Source organism: Nostoc sp. CHAB 5836, from assembly GCF_020829445.1.
Lineage (GTDB): Bacteria > Cyanobacteriota > Cyanobacteriia > Cyanobacteriales > Nostocaceae > Nostoc.
Genome location: NZ_JAIVFV010000029.1, coordinates 36,770 through 56,829 on the forward strand (window position 1 = coordinate 36,770; position 20,060 = coordinate 56,829).

The window sequence follows — 20,060 nt, forward strand, 5'->3', positions numbered from 1 at the left end:
TAGTCTTAACCGAACCGTATTGGACGCACTCCGGTTTGTGGTTCGTTTTTCTTTTTTGTACTTATGGTTTAGCCCATCTTCATACAGAATTCGTATAAGGAGGTAGATATGTAAATTTAAAATTATTTTATTTCTCTTAGCAATACTGTTTTTATGGGGGTATGAATCTACTTAGATAAAGTAAATATGAATTATTAAATCTGGATAGGTAAGTAATACTGAACAACACGATGAAATTTGGATAAAGTGGGATATTTATAATATAAAAGCATAGTATTCTATGACAGAAAACCCATACAACAACCTAAACATAGGTTTTTATGTCATTAGAAACTATATTTTTGCAATCAACTGCTCCCAGTCCCAATCTTAATTTTGCTAACGCTCTAGGATTTGCTGTTTTCTCCAACTATAGTCAAAGTGCTTCAGCAACTTTGAGTGAAGCGCAGACTGAAGCATTAGTTAAAAATGGCGTATCTATAGCTATTGCTGAAGCTCGATCGACTATTAATAACAATGAACCAACTTCCTCAACACTTTTTTCTGACACTATTGGCATTGGATTTGATGGTTCTTATTCGGGAAGTGCCAATAGCCAAACAAAAGTGGTTGCTAATTTTGCAGTTGGCGCTAATCAAACCTTATCTTTCGATTTTTATGCAAATTTATCACTTTTAGCTAAAGAAATTGAAAATAGTGATGCTGAATATAACCAAGCTCAGTCGAAAACCGCTTTCTTAGTACTAGACACCACCAATCCCAATCAACCCAAAATATTAGATTATTTGGGCATTCGGGGTAACTTAATTTCTTCTAAAAAAATCGGCAATTTGAAGCTTGGTAGTAGCCGCAATGTTACTTTGAGCTATCAGGATCGAACTTATGATATTGATGGTGACAATGGACAGGACTCCATTACCGTCAGCGTTATTGGTCGTTATCAAAATAAGTTTAAGCAAAATACCAACATCACGATAATAGAAATTAACACCAGCGCCATTAGTTTTATAGGAGATACTTTAATCGGCAATTTGGGTCAAGATGTTATTTATGGCACGATTAAAAATGATTCGCTTAAAGGAAGCAAACTTGCAGACAAAATTTATGGCAGTCTAGGTAATGATACCCTAAATGGACGAGGAGACAATGATATCCTCGAAGGTGGTCAAGGTAATGATTGGCTATATGGGGGCCAGGGTAATGATAAACTTCATGGCGGTTGGGACAATGATATTTTGATTGGTGCTTCTGGTAGTGATGTCTTGGTTGGTGGCGGTGGTAATGACAAATTTGTTTTCAACCGTGGCGATAGCTTGTTAAGAGGTGAGTTTGATGTAATTCAAGATTTCGAGGTTGGTATGGATAAGATTGTATTTCAGGGTTGGGGCAATATTAATAGTGCTAACTGGTTAAATAGAATGTTTTCTCAAGGTCACATAACCGATACTAGTGATGGAGTTATTTTCAATTTTAATACTAGACAAACTCAAGGCTCATTACTACTTTCAGGTGCGAGTTCCAACCTGATTACCTCTGAATCAATAGCGTTTATTTAGGACTCATTGTACGGGAAAGGGATCTAAAGTAGAAAGATACTTTCCCGGCAAGGGTTTTAGCACTCTTTAGAAGGTAAATATCAAATGCAAGCAAACGACTGTGAGGCTTTGTACAACTTAGGGATGGTGGCGCAGCAAACAGGAGACTTCCAAGAAGCTGAAAAACTCCTGAGTCAGGCTGCACAAGTTCAACCAGACTCTGTGAAAACTTGGTTTAGTTTAGGTAATCTGCGTCAAGTTCAAGGACAGTTACCAGAAGCAGAGTCAGCCTACAAACAAGCGATCGCCTTACGCCCAGATGCAGCGCCGATTTATAATAACCTGGGCTACACCTTGCAACAACAAGGCAAGTTTGATGAAGCAGTTGCCTGCTATCAAAAAGCTCTAGAAGTTCAACCTAACTGCACAGAAGCAGATGTCAACCTCGGAAATGCCCTCCACACCCAAGGGAAACTCTCCCCAGAGAAACAAGCCCATTATGCACAATTGAATTACAAATTGGGTTGTGGTCGGAAAAATGCAGGTGATTTGAACACTGCTGAGGCTTACTTCCATTCGTCTCTAGAACTCAATCCCAACTACAGCGAAGTATATATTGCTTTGGGAGGGATTTACCAAACACAAAAGAAATTCTCAGAAGCAGCAGCAGCTTTTCGGGAAGGCTTAAAGCAGATGAATCCTCACTATGCTAAAGCTGTAGAAGCTAGCGAAGAGAGTAAAATTCCTCAACAAATACCAGTAACACCTCTAATTGCTCTAGGAGAGGTAATTGTAGGCAACCATAGTTTTCCCACTATTCCAACCGTCGCCGATGGTACAGGCAAGCGGCCTTTCTGGAGTGTAGTGGTAACTGTATATAACCGTATTGATTATTTACTCGAATGTCTTGCCAGTGTGTTAGCACAATGGCAGGGAGAAGAGCAGATGGAAATCATCGTCATGGATGATGCTGGTAGAACGCCAGTGTTTGAAGTCGTAAATAGTATTGGACAAGGAATAATACACTACTATCGCAACTTTGAAAATCTCGGTTTGCCAGGAAATTGGAATGCCGGACTTGCTCTAACTCGTGGTCGTTGGATTCATTTACTTCACGACGATGATTATATTCTCCCAGGTTTTTATTCCCGGCTGCAAGAAAGTCTAGAAGAGTGTTCAGATTCTGTGGGGGCAGCTTTTACGGGTTATCAAAATATTAACGAGACAGGGAAAGTAATTTTCCACCAACAAGTCTATGGAGAGCAGCGAGGAATTGCTAACAATTGGCTGCAACGCATTGGGGTTAGTAACTCATTGAATATGCCTGCGGTGGTGATTCGTCGAGATGTGCATGAGCAATTGGGCGTATATCATCCCGAATTGATATATACAAGTGATTGGGAAGTTTATAAACGTATTGCTGCTGTTTACGATTGGTGGTATGAGCCAGAAATTTTAGCTCGTTACCGCCGACATGATAATAACGTCACCAGCGAACTTTTATTGACTGGGAAGCAGATGATATCCATCCGCCGTGCAATTGAAATTTCAGAGAGTTATTTTCCCCCTGAACACTCGGCACAGATTACGGCTCAATCCCGGAGTCATCATTTTCTTTATTGTCTACAATACGCCCTAATTCCTCTAGAAGCTGGGAATCTGGCTGGAGCTTGGCAAGTGTTGCAAGAAGCTCTCAAAATTGATCGGTCAACTGAAGCAGTAGCAAAGTTATTCGCCTGGTTGCAGCAGGATGAAGCGGCTTTGTTGCGCAATGAGATTACCTCAAAATTATTCTTAGAGGATGTTTAAAAAGTGTTTCGCTATGACTTTAGACACTTTTTAATCTTAATGTGAATAAATCATAATTTGTGTTTAAAAGCTATGACAATTATCCAAGTTAAGCATCCAGTTATTAATCAATCTTCCTTTGAACCAGAAACCCGACAAGATGGTATCAGTGGTGTGATGCTAATTCATAATGAAGCAGAATTTTTAGCACAGGTTATTGATACTTGGATTGATGCTGTAGATGAATTAGTTATTGTTTTTAATAATTGTACAGATAATTCTCCTCAAATTATTGAAGAATATGAGAAAAAGTTTTATCCTAAAATCAGAGCTTTTCATTACTTGCCACGGGTATATTCACCAAACACAAAAGAGCAATTAGAATTAGATATAAATAATATCAATTCTTTTACTTTTTATTCTAATTTTAACCTCAGTCAAACGCGATATAAAATATGTGTTGAAGTTAACGGAGATCATGTTGGTATTCCTGAACACCTCAAGAATATTTATCAGTTTTTGAAGACAAATCCGCTTCAAAATACTGCCTTGTTTTTTTCAGGACTTAATCTTTGGAGACAGCCAGATGATCGTCAGTATTACATTAGTTTAAAAGACATTGCCCTTGGTGACGGAGACCTAGCATATTGGACTGTTTCACCCAATCATATTTTTGTGAAGAATCCAAACAATCCGCTATTTACTATAGTTAGATGGCAGGGTCTACAATCCTATTATTTAGGTTTTATTTTCTGGCATACACGTTTTTTGAAAAAAGACCACGGGCAAGGGAATTATGGCACATATTCAGAAAAAATAAACCCATTTTTAGAGAGTAAAATTAGAGAAGAAAACCTGGTTCCATTATCTCCACAATTAAAACAAAAAAACAAAGAGTTTCAAAATATTTCTTTACAACGTTTCCCACTTTATTTTGATTTAGGATCTTTGCCTGAAGTTGTAGGTGTTTACAGTGTAATTCAAATTCTGCAACAAGCTGTTCAACATTGCCAAGCTAATCGCTTTACTCAAGCTGAAGAGGCTTGCCGTCAAGTTTTAGATATTCACCCCGAACACCCAGAAGCATTGTACAGATTAGGTATTGTGACTGAACAGATGGGGAATCCTCAGAAGGCTGAGGAGTTTCTGAATAGGGCATTACAAATCCAGCCAAGTTCAGCAACAATCTGGTTTAGTTTGGCTAATTTACAGCAATCACAAGGACAATTTACCGCAGCCGTAAATGCATATCGTCAAGCACTGAAACTACGTCCAGATTCAGCCCCAATATATAACAACCTGGGCTATACTCTTGATCAACAAGGTGAGTGGGATGAAGCGATCGCCTGTTATGAAAAAGCTTTAGAGCTAAAACCCCAATTTACTGAAGCAGATGTGAATTTAGGTAATGCCCTCCATGCTCAGGGAAAACTCTCACCAGAGCAGCAGGTTGAGTATGCCATGTTAAACTGCCAATTGGGAAAGAGGCGCTCCCAAGTAGGTGACTGGCTGACTGCGATCGCTTACTATCTTCAAGCAATTCTCCTTCAGCCTGATCTTGTAGAAGCACACCATTACCTGCACCTTGCACTACAACAAAGCATTCCTACTGAATTAGAAGCTTCACGAAGTGCGATCGCAGCTTAGGATTTGACACTCTCAGCACTAAACTTACCTTCAGTAATCAAATCCGAGTCCCATAAGTAAGTCGGTGAAAATAAATCAAACTATGTGACGAAACGTAAATAGGCTTGAAACCCTTACCAAGGACGAATGACAAAGGACAAATAACAGCCATTACCAGTTATTTTTAATTGCGCCGACCTACTTATCTGATTTTTTATGAATACAAAATATCAATTATGAATTTACCAAAACCAATAAATAATCAATCAACAACTGGTAACTGTCTGTTCTGTGGAACAGGGTTACGCCATACCTTCGTAGATTTAGGTATGTCTCCTCCCTGCGAAAGCTATCGCAGTCTCAAACAACTCAATGAAGTCGAGCCTTTTTATCCTCTGCGTGTCTATGTTTGCGAGGAGTGTTTTTTAGTTCAACTCCAAGAATACATTAGCCCGGAAAATATTTTTAGCGACTACGCTTATTTCTCTTCTTACTCTGATAGCTGGTTGCAACACGCCAAGAATTATGTTGATTTAGTAGTAGAGCGTTTCCAATTAAACCAGAAAAGTCAGGTAATAGAAATTGCTAGTAATGATGGCTACTTGCTGCAATACTTTGTTGCCAAAAGCATCCCAGCGTTGGGAATAGAGCCAGCAGCAAATATTGCTGACGTAGCAATTAAAAAAGGTATTCCCACAGTTGTCAAATTTTTTGGACACGAGACAGCCCAAGAAGAGGTTACTCAGGGCAAACAGGCAGATTTATTAGTAGGAAACAATGTCCTTGCTCACACACCTTATCTCAATGATTTTGTCAAAGGGATGAAAATTATCCTGAAACCGTATGGTGTAATTACTATGGAATTTCCCCATTTGATGCGGTTAATTCAGGAAAATCAGTTTGATACTATTTACCATGAGCATTTATCTTATTTTTCATTTATTACTGTAGAAAACGTTTTTGCTGCTCACGAGTTGACAATTTTTGATGTAGAAGAATTAACTACTCATGGTGGTTCTTTGAGAATTTATGCCCGCCACAGCGAAGACTCTTCTAAACCAGTTAGCCAGCAAGTATCAGAACTTAAATATAGAGAAGAAGCGGCTGGGTTTAGGCAATTAGAATCCTATTTTTCATTTGGTGAACAAGTGAAAGAAACCAAACGCAAGTTATTAGATTTTTTGATCAAAGTTAAGCGAGAGGGAAAATCAATTGTTGGTTATGGTGCGCCGGGTAAGGGAAATACTCTTTTAAACTATTGTGGTATTCGTACAGATTTTATTGATTATACAGTAGACCGTAACCCTTACAAACAGGGTAAATTTTTACCAGGAACTCATATTCCGATTTTTCATCCTGACAAAATTGCAGAAACCAAGCCTGACTATGTATTGATTTTACCCTGGAATCTGAAAACTGAAATTATGACACAAATAACTTATATCCGGGATTGGGGAGGCCAATTTATTGTACCAATTCCTGAAGCTAATGTCTACTCTTAAATGTTGAAAGCTAGTATTTTTTTATTATTAAACATAGGTAAAGCAAATGAAAGTAGTTTTATTTTGTGGTGGTTTAGGAACTAGAATGAGAGAGTATTCAGAAAGTATTCCTAAGCCAATGGTGAATATTGGTTATAGACCAATATTATGGCATATAATGAAATACTATGCTCACTATGGGCACAAAGATTTTATCTTATGTCTTGGTTACAAAGCTGACCTAATTAAAAGTTATTTTTTGAATTACAATGAATGGCTTACTAATAATTTTAGTCTTTCTAACGGTAGTCAAATTCAGTTATTTAATCGGGATATTCAAGATTGGAATATTACATTTGTAGATACAGGGTTAACTGCCAATATTGGACAGAGATTTAAGGCAGTAGAAAAGTATTTGGAAGGAGAAGAAGTATTTTTAGCTAACTACAGCGATGGTTTGACAGACTTGCATCTACCAACATATATTAACAATTTTTATCAGCGTGATAAAATCGGTAGTTTTTTGTGTGTCAGACCAAGCCAAAGTTTCCACCTAGTTGACATGGATGAGGATGGTTTGGTGACGAGTATCAAAGATGTCAAGCAACGTGATCTTTGGATTAATGGAGGATATTTCATTTTTAAAAAAGATATTTTTAACTATATTAATTACGGTGAAGAACTTGTCCTTGAGCCTTTTCAGAAATTGATTGCTAAACAAGAACTTTTTGCATATAAATATACTGGCTTTTTCGGGGTAATGGATACGTTTAAAGAGAAGCAAGAGTTGGATGATATGTATGCCCAAGGGCAAAGACCTTGGGAAGTATGGGCAAATAAACAATTAGAAGTAAACTATATCGTTAAATAGTTGAGAAAATTCTCAACTATTTTCGAGATTCCAAAAAACCTACCCTTAGTAGGGAATCGGGAGTGACGCGATTAATCGCGTCTGTACTGGGCAATAGGGAAATGAGCATTTTGGAATTTTAGGGAGTTTTTTCAAAAATCAAATAGGAGTCCTATATGATCCAACTGAGCTTAAAAAAGACAGATGAATCTGAGTACAAAATCCTTTGTCTAGGTTCTCATTGTGATGATATCGAAATTGGTTGTGGAGGTACAATTTTAAAGCTGATAGAGAATTACCATCATGTTATCATTTATTGGGTTGTCTTTAGTTCTAACGAGCAAAGAGCAAAGGAGGCAACGGCAAGTGCTAGTTTTTTCTTAAAAGAAGTACCGATAAAGAAAATTATCATTAAAGATTTTCGAGATGGTTTTTTACCTTTCCAAGGCATAGAGGTGAAGGAATACTTTGAGCAGTTGAAGGATGAATTTTCGCCAGATATAGTTTTTACTCATCATCGAGACGATCGCCACCAAGATCACCGCTTAATTTGTGAACTTGCTTGGAATACCTTTAGAAATCATTTAATTTTGGAATATGAGATTCCGAAGTATGATGGTGATCTGGGAATTCCTAATTTCTTTGTACATTTAAATGAGGAACTTTGCCGGCGAAAAATCCAATATATTTTGGATGCGTTTCCCAGCCAGAATCATAAGCAATGGTTTACAGAAGAAACTTTTCGATCGCTCCTCAGAATTCGGGGAATTGAATCCAATTCACCAAGTAATTATGCTGAGGCATTTTACTGTCGAAAAATATTTTTCTAAAAAATTAGATATATATTTAAAATCAAACAGAAAACTTATGTCTTTGATTAGCTTTACAACTTTAAATAAACAGTCTTTTGAACAATCACAAGCGTTACAACAAAAAAGTCATTCTCTGATTCCTGGTGGTTCTCATACCTATGCTAAAGGTGATGACCAATTTCCAGAAACTGCACCAGGCTTTATTGTCAAAGGTAAAGGTTGCCATGTGTGGGATTTAGATGGCAATGAATTTATTGAATATGGAATGGGGCTACGTGCTGTTACTTTAGGACACGCTTACCCACCCGTCGTAGAAGCAGCTTATCAGCAAATGCTCCTTGGTAATAATTTCACGCGACCGGCAACCATTGAAGTGGAATGTGCTGAGGAATTACTCAGTTGGATTCCCGGTGCAGACATGGTGAAATTTGCCAAAGATGGCTCAACAGTAATTACCGCAGCTATTACCCTTGCAAGGGCTTATACCGGAAGAGATATGGTTGCCATTTGCGCTGACCATCCTTTTTTTTCGTACAATGACTGGTTTATTGGCAGTACTCCTATGTCTGCTGGTATTCCCCAAGTGATTCAAGATTTGACGGAGAAATTTAATTTCAATAATATTCAAACTCTAAAAAACGTTTTTGCTCAACATCCAAATAAGATTGCTTGTGTCATTTTAGAACCAGCTAAATATCAAGATCCATCCGATAATTTTCTCCATGAAGTACAAAAACTCTGCCAAGAAAATGGGGCAATTTTTATCTTGGATGAGATGATTACTGGATTCCGTTGGTCTAGCGGAAATGCTCAAACCTACTATGGTGTTGTTCCTGACTTGTCCGCATTTGGTAAAAGCATGGGAAACGGTTTTGCCGTTTCGGCATTAGTTGGTAAACGAGAAATCATGGAGTTAGGTGGAATTTATCATGATCAAGAGCGAGTATTTTTACTCTCCACTACTCATGGAGCAGAAAATCATGGACTAGCGGCGGCGATCGCCACGATGAAAATTTTCCGAGAACACCGAGTAATTGATAATTTATATCAACAAGGAGAAAGATTACGCCAGGGAATTAATCAGGCGATCGCAGCCAATGAACTCCAAGATTACTTCCAAGTTGTTGGTAAAGCTTGCAATTTAATTTACGTAACCCTTGACGAAAAAAAACAACCATCCCAGGCATTTAGAACTCTATTCCTACAAGAAACTATTAAACGAGGTTTACTCATGCCCTCTTTAGTTGTCAGCTTTTCTCATAGTAATCAGGATATTGATTTTACAATTGATGCTATCAGTGAATCTTTAAAGGTTTATCACAAAGCTCTAGAACAGGGAATTGAAAAGTATTTAATTGGTCGTTCAGTCAAACCTGTATTTAGGAAATATTGTTGAACAGGATGAATAATTGAGAATAGAGTCAAGCAATTTTGGATTTTAGATTTTGGATTAAAAATTATTGCGGTTCATGGGCCGCACTTCTCTACGAGACGCTACCGCGAACGTGGGTAGAACAAATCCAAAATCCTTCGGCGATCGCTCAGTCAAGCCGCGCTCCCGCCCAAGTCCATAATCCAAAATTGATCGCCCTCGCCCACAAGGGCACAAGGGCAGGGCTATTTCATTCTCACCTAGCCCGCCTCAGAATTAATTCTGAGTCTAATAGCGAAAGTCGTCTAAAGACGACTGAGAAAAGCATCACTTACGCAAAATCATGAAAAAACGAACCGCAAAGGACGCAAAGGAATAAGATTTTAGACAGTTATTGCGTAAGTCCGAAAAAGGTTACAAGTAAGTCGGCGCAATTAAAGATAACTGGTGATGGCTGTCATTTGTCCTTAGTTATTCGTCATTGGTAAAGATTTTAAGCTTATTTACGTTTCATTACATAGTTTAATTTATTTTCACCGACTTACTTAGTCCGTTTTAACGGACTTTAGCTATTAGCCCGGAACTTAAGTTCCGGGTGGTTTATGTCTAGAATGAAATAGCCCTCGCCCACAAGGGGACGAAGCTTTGAGATTTTTGACGGCGATGTCCCGATTAAGTTGTACGATAGAAACAAACTTATCCAAAACATTTCTTCCCGCACTGCTATCGATAGAGTTTATGAGTGTAAACCACGTATTTCGGTAAAATCAGGGTATTATGTTCGCCTTTCTAGCTGGAAAGACCAGAACATTTTCGGGCGGTTGCAATTGTAATAAAGGTCAGCGCTGTTTTTAGCGGTGCGGAATGGGAAAATGAAATGGATAACTAGCTAAACGCAAACCTCTCAACAAGGTTGACGGTGTGGCAGTGATCGGAATTGTTATCGTTTCTCACAGTAAACAACTAGCCCTGGGTGTGCGGGAACTCGCCGCGCAGATGGTTCAGGGCCAAGTTCCCATTGCTGTTGCAGCAGGTATTGAAGATCGTGAAAATCCATTGGGTACAGATCCGATTCAGGTTTATGAAGCGATCGCTTCTGTATTTTCTGATGATGGTGTCTTAGTATTAATGGATTTGGGTAGTGCTTTACTGAGTGCAGAAATGGCAATAGAGTTTCTACCAGAAGCACAGCAGCAAAAAGTGTATTTATGTGAAGCACCTCTAGTAGAAGGCGCGATCGCTGCTGTAGTAGCGGCGGCGGCTGGTAGAGATATTCACCAAGTAATGGCGGAAGCACGCGGCGCACTCCTAGCAAAAGCAACTCAATTGGGTGTAGTTAGTAGTAGTTTGTCAGTTGCCACCCCAACAACAACCAATGTCGAATCACCAACGCGAGAAATTCGGCTGATTGTGAGCAATCGCTTAGGATTACACGCCCGCCCCGCAGCGCAGTTTGTGGCAACCGCAGCTCGGTTTCAATCTCAAATTCTGGTGCGGAATTTAACCAGAAATACTCAGCTAGTCAGGGGCGACAGTATTAACCAAGTCACAACTTTAGGAGTGCGTCAAGGACACGAACTAGTAATTACTGCCACTGGTTCTGATGCAGATGAGGCATTGGAGGCATTACAGGCATTATTCGCAAATAACTTTGGTGAGGCAGCCCGGTCTTGTTGTTCCAACAAAGAGGGACTGCCGAACCCGGAGGGTGAAGATAATGTTGCTTTGAATTCTCCACCAGCATTTCAGCATCAAGTTACCCCAGCAACTCACGGCGAACTTTCGGGAATTGCTGCTTCTGGTGGAATCGCGATCGCACCTGTTGTTCATTATCAACCCACTCACATTGCTATTACGCAATACCACGTAGATGATGTTGAAGCAGAGTGGCAACGAGTACAGACGGCAATCCACACCGCCCGACAAGAAATTCAAGCAGTTTTCTCACAAGCATCTCTTCAAATTGGTGATGCTGAAGCCGCCATCTTTGATGCTCAACTACTATTTTTAGAAGATCCAGTACTATTGGAAGCAGCTAAAGAGCGCATCTTACAACATCATCTCAATGCTGAAGCCGCTTGGCAAGCCGTAGTCGATGAAGTAGCGACTGACTACCGCACACTTGAGGATTCTTACCTACAAGAGCGAGTTGAGGATGTTGTAGATGTCGGGCAAAGAGTGCTGCGATTACTAGCTGGAAATGCTGCTGCTAACTTACACCTTGAGGAACCGGCGATTTTAGTCGCGACTGATTTAACCCCCTCAGATACCGCTAGACTAGACCCAAAAAAGGTGTTGGGAATTTGTACTACTTCTGGTAGCGCCACCTCCCACAGTGCAATTATCGCCCGCACGTTGGGTATTCCCGCAGTTTTAGGAGTAGATGGGCAGGTATTGCACTTGGCAGATGGTACACTGATGGCACTTGATGGTGAAAGTGGCAAAGCTTGGGTAGAACCAGAATCACATATCCTGGATTTACTGGCAGCAAAGCGGGAAGCTTGGCAAACTGCCCAACAGGAAGCACGAGGTACGGCACACCAGCCAGCAATTACTCTTGATGGTCGGCAAGTTAGCGTCTTCGCCAACATTGGTAGTATAAGTGATGTACAAATTGCTGTGGCTAACGGTGCCCAAGGGGTGGGACTACTCCGCAGTGAGTTTCTATATTTAGATAGGACAAGCGCCCCCACAGAAGAAGAACAACTAGCAGTGTATCAGGCGATCGCTCAAGTTTTAGATCATCGTCCGCTAGTTATTCGTACCCTCGATGTCGGTGGTGATAAGCCGCTTCCCTATCTCAGGGTAGGGTTTCCAGAGGCTAACCCTTTCTTAGGTTGGCGGGGAATTCGTTTTTGTTTAGGTCATCCAGAACTCTTCAAAACTCAGTTACGGGCAATTTTAAGAGCCAGTGTCGGACACCAAATTAAGATCATGTTGCCGATGATTGCTACTGTAACTGAAGTACGTGCAGCTAAGGTAATTTTGGGTGAAGTGCAAGCTGAACTAAGTCAAGCTGGTATTTCCTTTGATGCAGCGATGAAAGTGGGGATTATGGTGGAGGTTCCGTCAGCAGTTGCGATCGCAGATCAGTTAGCTGCTGAAGTAGACTTCTTTAGTATAGGTACTAATGACCTGAGTCAGTATGTCATGGCTAGCGATCGCACTAATCCCCGCGTCGCAAATTTAGTTGATGCGCTACATCCAGCAGTGTTGCGCATGGTGCAGCAAACTATCCAAGCTGCCCAGACGGCGAGGATTCCGGTAGGATTATGTGGAGAATTGGCAGCAGATACATTAGCAACACCAATTTTATTAGGTTTAGGGCTGGATGAATTGAGCGTCAATCCCCAAGCCATAGCTGGAGTGAAGCAAGCGATCGCTAGGTTAAGTATAGTTGAAAGTGAAGCGATCGTAATATCAGCATTGCAACAAGATTCCGCACATCATGTCAGAGAAATAATCTCAACTTCAGTTACTCCCCCAGCCTAAATTCGGTGTCCTGAGCAAATATCTTCTCGATATCCCGCGCCCCATGCAAGACACGCATAATTTCAAGTATGTTACAAAACGTAAATAGCCTTAAAATTTTTACTAGTGACCAATGACAAAGGACAAATGACAGCCTTAGCCAGTTAGTTTTAATTGCACCGACCTACTTACTCGAAAGTGGACACATCTCGCAGCAAACTAGGAATTTCCCCTTGAGATAAAGGAAACTCCAGCAAAGTTTCTCTAAGACCCAAATACCCAGATTCCGCAAAGGACAAAAGCATTCGTGAAAGCGCTAGCCAAACCTCCGGTTCGTATTCCCAATCACGATAACGCGAAGCTTGACCAGCAATTGAACGTAGCGCCCAAAAATAAGAGTTCCGCACAACTGAACCACCCTTCTTAAACTCTGGCAAATCTTCGTGGTGGATAAAAAGTATTTTATTTTCAATTCTCGCTCTCATCGCAATTTTAGATTTTAGGTAAGAATTCAGCACCCAGGAGTCAGAAATCAGAATTTATAAGGAGTTCAGTATAATTGGGATATTCATTTATCAAATCTTCGCCTGATTCTTTAACTATTCTGATTCCTGAATTCTTACGATTTTAGATTTTATATTAAAAGTAAATTTTAAGTAGGGTGCGTTACGGCTTCAGCCTAACGCACCATGTTCTATGACGGTACATCGTCTCTACCAAAAATCTCTACATTTATTTAATACCTGTAATCACCCGAACTTCATATGACTTTTGAATTATTGTTTCATCATACATTTTCCAGCTACACCAAAAAATTAAATCTCATCACAGTTTTAACAACTATTTTTAGTCGTAACTCTAATTAGAAAACGTAGAGCTTCATTTACTGCTTCCGAATTAGGAAACATTTCTGCAACATCAGGTTCTAAAAAAACTGTCAGTTTTTCAAACTTATTGAAATTATCATCACCATTGATCACATGAGTGTATGCCAAACTTTCATTTGATTGAGGTTTTTTCTGTATTATGGTTGTTTGAGAAGATGCAGCATTTAATTTATTAACTAGTGATTCCCAACTAATAACTTTCAGGTTAAAGTGAGCCTTTGCATTTCGTAATGCTTTAAACTGTTGCTTCAGAATATCAACAGTATAAATATACTTCTGAGATACCTGTTTCTCTACATTCAGGTCTGACTCAACCATATCAACCACTTCACTAATAAGTCGGTCATGATTTTCGGCAATTTGAGCAGCAGCCCCTAAAATTTTAGAAGTTACTTTTATCTGTACATCAGTCTCTTGTTTCAGGCGATCGGCAATACTGCGAATTTGATCTCCCAGCCCCGCTTTACCTTGTTTTTGCGTGGTTGGGAGTGATTTTTTGCTCATAAGTATGCTTATTTATTCAGAAAGTATATCTTTAATAGCCAGCCAGATACGTTTAAACTTTTGTACCAAACCCATAGGATTGTTAGTTGTTTCTTCTTCCACCGAATCAACTAAAGATTGAATCCGATCCATACGCTCTGCTACAACGTAAAGACTGTTTACTGCTTCATCCTTGCTTTCTAAGGATTCACGCAGTAGCACAACCATCTGGGCAATTTCTCGTTTTAGTCGTTCGTTCTCGGCTTTCCGGCGAGTTTCCCATCCCTTAATACTAGCTTTGGAACGTCGCTCATACTTGAGTTCTGTTTTAGCTTCATTGTATAAAGTCAAATACATTTCTCGTTCAGAGTTTACTGACTCATATTTTGTAAGGAATTCAGTGGCTCTCGCTTTTTCTTCGTTGTAAAGACAGAGCGTTTGTTGATGGCTTTGTTGTTCATCAACATAAAGCTGGTAATTTTGAGTTACTCGCTCTTTTAACTGATTAGCTTTTGGGCTTCATAAGGTTGCTAGGCTTTAAAAATTGAAGGGGAATAAGCCTCACAGCTTCACAAACACAATAGAAGACAATAATTTATGATTCTAGGACTTACGCACTATACAAATTAACCACAATATGTACTACGCAAAATCAAGGTTTCAGGCGCAGAACATAACCCTAATTTGGCCGCATATTGACTGTTTTGGGTGTTAGATTTGGCTCAAAAGCCCAAATTTCGTGTAGTACATATGTATGATGCGTAAGTTCTGGATTCAAGCCTTACGTAAACTATAGGAATCATATTTGATTTCTGAAAAAATCTAAATATTTGTAGGGTGTGTTAGGCGTAAGCCGTAACGCACCAAAAGCTTGAGATGGTGGGTGCGTTACGCTTCGCTAACACAACGCCAGTTCGCTCAAGTCGGGAAACCCGCCCAAACGACTGGCTCCCCTACGTATATTTCAAAAATCAAATACTAGTACTATAGATCAATACCGCCAGTTGCTACCACGGCTGTCAATAATTATTTGTGGCTTTCCCAAAGACTTTTAACTGATGCAGATTTGGATGGTAAAGACGGGTTTGAACTAGATATCATGGGAAACTCGATTTTTGCCAGTCACGGTCGCCGTTTTGATACTCCTGAATTACAAGATTACTTTAATAACCAACCTTGGTATCGTCCTATATATTCACCAAAAGCGTTTCCACTTAAATTGCTGTCAAAATTAGAGCAAGAGAATGTAGACTATATCAGCAAATATCAAGCTCGTTACGACTTGAGATATTTTAAGAAATAAGCTTTTCATCATCATTTGATTTGACAAAATACCTGATATATATTACCTGGGGCGTAGTGCTGTACCCCCTTACACCTGATATATTTGTTGCAAATATTCTTGTAAATGCTATACTTTCTAAGTATCTTAGCTTGGAGTTATCAAAGGATTAGTTATTACTTATTAGATAAGATCTGGGTTAGGCAGTATAACATATTGGACGGATTACTAGATATTTAATAGCCTAATATCCCTGGATATTAGAGCCTAATTCTAGCGAAGTCTATATGGAGTAAAAGCTAAACTGTTTTTTCTACCCCAAAGTCCATCTCTAGATACTAGGCAGTTTTAGAACCAAGCATTTATATTTGGTATATAAAATTGCTATTTACAAGATTAGCAATCCATAAGTAAAAGAAATGCAATTTTAATATTTTCTTTGTTATTTTGTATTTAACGGGACAGTTATTCCTGATTTGGTGGGTTTAAATAACAATTAGTTAGACCATTTCCCTCCAAAGATGCATATAAATTGTTGACATTATGCTTACTTTGCTTCTTAACTTGTAAGCACAATGCAAATTGACCAGACAGATTAGATGGTAATGTTACCAATCAGCAAATAGTTCATCTACACAAGGAAAACCTTGCTCACAACCATGCTTAAAACAAAGAATCAGCGTATTTTTCTGCCTGCTTTTATTAAACCTTTAGAAGAAAAGAATCAAGCAGGTAGTAATAAGCGATTTGCTAAACCTAAATTAGATTTACTGCAACCATTGCGTCAATGGCTCGACAAAATTGAGATTCAGAATCGGAAATTGGCCAAATTTATTGCTAAACTGATTCCCGCCCAGTGTCCATTCGAGCGCGATATCATGCTTTTTGGTCGCACAATATGCCACATTCCGCCAATGTGCAAACTCAATCCGCTTTATGACGAGCTTGTCTACTTGCGTTTTCGGGCTTTGTGTTATCTAGTAGATCAATGTGGGGAGGATATTCAATCCTACTGCTGAACATAACTAGAGAAAACACAATATGGAAATTAAAATTGAGCATCAACCCAGTCAAGAACGTCTCAATGAATTGGGTGTCCATAAATGGGAAATTTGGAAAAGAGAAGTTTCAAAATTTCCTTGGACTTATGATTCTCAAGAAACTTGCTACTTTTTGGAAGGTAATGTAGTTGTTACTCCTGATGGTGGACAACCAGTGCAAATGGGTAAAGGCGATTTGGTAATTTTTGCTGCTGGCGTGTCTTGCACATGGGAAATTACAACGGACGTAAAAAAGCATTATTACTTTGATTAAGTAGGTCGGCGCAATTAAAGTTAACTGGCTAAGGTTGTCATTGGTCATTGGTCATTGGTCATTTGTCATTAGTAAGGGTTTTAAGCTTATTTACGTTTCGTAACATACTTGAGTTTTTTCGCGCCAAGGTACTTAGTGAATAAACAAAAGTGATCCCCTTTATCTACTTGATGAGCCAGAAGACCAAAAGCTCACAATATCTCATAGCTTAATTTCGATTTCTATTATGCAAAGGTTTGCAGCGAGTGTCGTGGAAGAAAGCCGCAGAATCGGTAAATTGCTTATAGAAATAGATAACGCGATGTGCAACTTAATATTTTGACCTCTCTCTTTTTAGGAGAGAGGTTTTGAGTTTTCCCCATTCTCTACGTGAGAGTCGTAGCGATGCAAGATCTTGTGCCTCTACCGCAAGGTCTAGTTACCTGAAAATAGCTGTAAGACAATTGCGATCGCCCTAAAGAAACGCAAGTCTGACTAAAGGTGCTGGAGATGTGAGTTAAAATCCTGATATCTTCAATAACTACTCACGCAGACAGCCACCGAAAAAGCGATCGCTATGCTTCAGTATGCCCATCTCGAACAAGCGCTAAAATATCACTTCGGTTATGACCAATTCCGCCCCGGACAACGGCAAATTATCGAAGATGCGCTGCAAAATCGAGATTTAATGGTTGTGATGCCGACTGGTGGGGGCAAATCTCTGTGTTTTCAGCTACCAGCGTTGTTAAAAAATGGACTAACGGTGGTGGTGTCGCCGTTAATTGCTTTGATGCAAGACCAAGTAGAAGCACTGCGAAATAATAATATTAACGCCACATTTCTCAATAGCAGTTTGAATCCTTACCAAGTGCGATCGCGGGAAGAAGCCATCCTTAACGGGAAAGTAAAATTACTCTACGTCGCCCCTGAACGTCTTTTGAGTGAGAGGTTTCTCCCATTTCTTGATTTAGTTAAAGAAAAAATCGGTATTTCTAGCTTTGCTATTGATGAAGCGCACTGCGTTTCGGAATGGGGACACGATTTTCGTCCAGAATATCGCCAGTTAAAATCTCTGCGGAAACGCTATCCTGATGTTCCTACGGTCGCCCTCACCGCCACAGCGACCGATCGCGTCCGCAGTGACATAATTCAACAATTAGGGCTGAAGCAACCTAGCATCCATCTTGCTAGTTTTAACCGGGAAAATCTTTATTACGAAGTTCGTCCTAAAACTAAATATGCTTACGCTGAATTGTTAGAACTAATTCGAGAAACTGAAGGTTCGACAATTATTTATTCTTTAACTCGCAAAAAAGTTGATGAACTCACTTTTAAACTGCAAAATGATCAAGTTATTGTTCTACCTTATCACGCCGGATTAACTGACGAGGAACGTAGTAGTAATCAAACGCGATTTATTCGAGATGATGTCCGGGTTATGGTGGCAACAGTCGCCTTCGGGATGGGAATTAATAAACCCGATGTGCGGTTGGTAGTTCACTTTGATATGCCCAGGAATATCGAAAGTTATTATCAAGAATCGGGTAGAGCAGGTAGAGATGGAGAACCATCTCGGTGTACAATATTTTTCAGTTTTGGTGATGTTAAAACAATTGAATGGAGCATTGATCAAAAAACTGACCCTCAAGAACAGTTGATTGCTAAACAACAACTGCGGCAAATGATCGATTACGCTGAAGGCACTGATTGTCGGCGAACGATTCAACTGGGTTATTTTGGCGAAAGGTTTCCTGGGAATTGCGGGAACTGTGACAATTGTCGTCATCCCAAACCCATGCAAGATTGGACAATTGAAGCTATGAAGTTTTTATCTTGTGTGGCGCGTTGCAAAGAAAGATTTGGGATGCTACACATAATTGATGTGTTGCGGGGAGCAAAAAAAGACAAAATTATCCAGTACGAACACGATAAACTTTCTACCTATGGTATTGGTAAAGATAGAACTCTAGATGAATGGCGAATGTTGGGGCGATCGCTATTACATCAAGGGTTAATAGAACAAACTAGCGATGGTTACTCAGTTTTAAAACTAAATGCTTTAAGTTGGGAAGTAATGCGAAAACAACGCACAGTTGCGCTAGCTGTAACCACAGTCCAAAAGATTACCTGGGAACAGGGAAGTGAAAAAGCAGAAGTTGCAGAAATATTATTACAGAAGTTGCGATCGCTACGTAAACAATTAGCTGATGAGCAATCTGTACCACCTTACGTCATCTTCCACGATTCCACTTTAAAATTGATGGTACAGGTACAACCCCAAAACCTAGCTGAATTTGCCAAACTTTCTGGTGTAGGTAGTCACAAACTCGCTCAATATGGCGAAAAGTTTATTACAGAAATTCGCGCTTACCGCCAAGAAAAAGGTTTGCAAAATAAATCGGTGAATAATAATTATGTATCTTCTCCTAGCTCATCTTCTTACACAGAATTACAGACATTACAATTGCATCAACAAGGTTTAAATATTGCTCAAATTGCCCAAAAGCGGAACCTTAGTCCAGCAACAGTTAGCAGTCATCTAGAAAAACTCATTGAGAAAAATCAGTCAGTTGATTTAAATCAATTAGTACCTATAGAACATCAACAAAAAATTTGGCAAGTTTTAGAAGTACTCGGTGACATTTCCCTCACTCCCATCAAAGAACAACTAGGTGAAAGTTACAGTTTTGATGAAATTCGCTTAGTGCGGTGTAAGTGGCGGCGCGAAAATCGCAAATAAAATTTACTTAGAGGATGTTTTAATAGTCAATACGGTTCAGTTAAGGCTAAAACTCTCAGTAAAAGTCAGTTTTTTTAACGAACCGCAAAGGCCGCAAAGGACGCAAAGGAAGAGAAGAGAGAAGGAAGAAATGCTTAACTGAACTGTATTGTTTTAAAAGTGGTCGGCTGTAATTAATTTTAGGCACTTCTAGATTCCTCCTAACCCCCCTTAAAAAAGGGAGAAGAATCAAAGTCCCCCAATTTATCGGGGGATTTAGGGGGATCTAAAACGTTTTGCTACCGACCAGAGGACTTTTAAAACATCCTCTTACCTCGACTTTATCCAAAATTAAGAACTTGGCTCTCTTGATATGACCAAAGCCTAGCTTTTTGGCAAAAACTTTTTCCATGTCACTGATTATCGGTGAAATCGAAAAAGTAGAACTACCGTAGCACAGA

At 39.5% G+C, this 20,060-nt stretch carries 15 protein-coding genes and 1 pseudogene; 13 read left to right on the plus strand and 3 right to left on the minus strand.

Translation table 11 applies throughout. The annotated features are described in order from the left end of the window. Positions 1-320 precede the first annotated feature (320 nt). The 9 genes from LC605_RS08745 to ptsP all read left to right on the plus strand — a co-directional run bounded on the left by LC605_RS08745 (position 321) and on the right by ptsP (position 12,956). Positions 321-1,556, plus strand: a complete 1,236-nt coding sequence (locus LC605_RS08745; RefSeq protein WP_229547169.1) for a calcium-binding protein — start codon at positions 321-323, stop codon at positions 1,554-1,556. Positions 1,557-1,640: 84 nt separating this feature from the next. Further along, the gene (locus LC605_RS08750) at positions 1,641-3,344 is read left to right on the plus strand and encodes a tetratricopeptide repeat protein (RefSeq protein ID WP_229547170.1); all 1,704 of its coding nucleotides are present in this window, start codon (positions 1,641-1,643) and stop codon (positions 3,342-3,344) included. A 72-nt stretch (positions 3,345-3,416) separates the two neighbouring features. After that, positions 3,417-4,970 (plus strand): tetratricopeptide repeat protein, encoded by a 1,554-nt coding sequence (locus LC605_RS08755; RefSeq protein ID WP_229547171.1) that lies wholly within the window; start codon positions 3,417-3,419, stop codon positions 4,968-4,970. Positions 4,971-5,185: 215 nt separating this feature from the next. Beyond that, positions 5,186-6,451 (plus strand): class I SAM-dependent methyltransferase, encoded by a 1,266-nt coding sequence (locus tag LC605_RS08760; protein ID WP_229547172.1) that lies wholly within the window; start codon positions 5,186-5,188, stop codon positions 6,449-6,451. A 46-nt stretch (positions 6,452-6,497) separates the two neighbouring features. Then, positions 6,498-7,301, plus strand: coding sequence for a glucose-1-phosphate cytidylyltransferase (locus tag LC605_RS08765; protein WP_229547173.1), 804 nt, complete (start codon positions 6,498-6,500; stop codon positions 7,299-7,301). Between the two features lie 155 nt (positions 7,302-7,456). Beyond that, a complete protein-coding gene (locus tag LC605_RS08770) occupies positions 7,457-8,110 on the plus strand; it encodes a PIG-L deacetylase family protein (protein ID WP_229547174.1) in 654 nt (217 codons plus the stop codon). 37 nt (positions 8,111-8,147) lie between these two features. Next, positions 8,148-9,488: a glutamate-1-semialdehyde 2,1-aminomutase gene (locus LC605_RS08775; protein ID WP_229547175.1), complete on the plus strand. Its 1,341-nt coding sequence runs from the start codon at positions 8,148-8,150 to the stop codon at positions 9,486-9,488. A gap of 35 nt (positions 9,489-9,523) precedes the next feature. Next, positions 9,524-9,811: a hypothetical protein gene (locus LC605_RS08780; protein ID WP_229547176.1), complete on the plus strand. Its 288-nt coding sequence runs from the start codon at positions 9,524-9,526 to the stop codon at positions 9,809-9,811. A gap of 580 nt (positions 9,812-10,391) precedes the next feature. Then, positions 10,392-12,956 (plus strand): phosphoenolpyruvate--protein phosphotransferase, encoded by a 2,565-nt coding sequence (ptsP, locus tag LC605_RS08785; protein ID WP_229547186.1) that lies wholly within the window; start codon positions 10,392-10,394, stop codon positions 12,954-12,956. A 167-nt stretch (positions 12,957-13,123) separates the two neighbouring features. Here ptsP and LC605_RS08790 read toward each other — a convergent pair whose 3' ends face one another. From LC605_RS08790 to LC605_RS08800, 3 genes are all read right to left on the minus strand, one after another. Beyond that, positions 13,124-13,420 (minus strand): hypothetical protein, encoded by a 297-nt coding sequence (locus LC605_RS08790; RefSeq protein ID WP_229547177.1) that lies wholly within the window; start codon positions 13,418-13,420, stop codon positions 13,124-13,126. A 348-nt stretch (positions 13,421-13,768) separates the two neighbouring features. Further along, the gene (locus tag LC605_RS08795) at positions 13,769-14,326 is read right to left on the minus strand and encodes a hypothetical protein (protein ID WP_229547178.1); all 558 of its coding nucleotides are present in this window, start codon (positions 14,324-14,326) and stop codon (positions 13,769-13,771) included. Between the two features lie 12 nt (positions 14,327-14,338). Beyond that, positions 14,339-14,656 carry a hypothetical protein gene (locus tag LC605_RS08800; protein WP_229547179.1) on the minus strand — a complete coding sequence of 106 codons (318 nt, stop codon included), beginning with the start codon at positions 14,654-14,656 and terminating at the stop codon, positions 14,339-14,341. Positions 14,657-15,317: 661 nt separating this feature from the next. Here LC605_RS08800 and LC605_RS08805 point away from each other — a divergent pair. The 4 genes and pseudogenes from LC605_RS08805 to recQ all read left to right on the plus strand — a co-directional run. After that, positions 15,318-15,608: pseudogene (locus LC605_RS08805) on the plus strand (YARHG domain-containing protein); the annotation flags it as partial. 638 nt (positions 15,609-16,246) lie between these two features. Continuing rightward, positions 16,247-16,606, plus strand: coding sequence for a Mo-dependent nitrogenase C-terminal domain-containing protein (locus tag LC605_RS08810; protein WP_229547180.1), 360 nt, complete (start codon positions 16,247-16,249; stop codon positions 16,604-16,606). Positions 16,607-16,628: 22 nt separating this feature from the next. Then, a complete protein-coding gene (locus LC605_RS08815; protein WP_229547181.1) occupies positions 16,629-16,901 on the plus strand; it encodes a cupin domain-containing protein in 273 nt (90 codons plus the stop codon). Between the two features lie 556 nt (positions 16,902-17,457). Continuing rightward, on the plus strand, positions 17,458-19,620 hold the full coding sequence (gene recQ, locus LC605_RS08820; RefSeq protein WP_229547182.1) for a DNA helicase RecQ: 2,163 nt from the start codon (positions 17,458-17,460) through the stop codon (positions 19,618-19,620). Positions 19,621-20,060 lie beyond the last annotated feature (440 nt).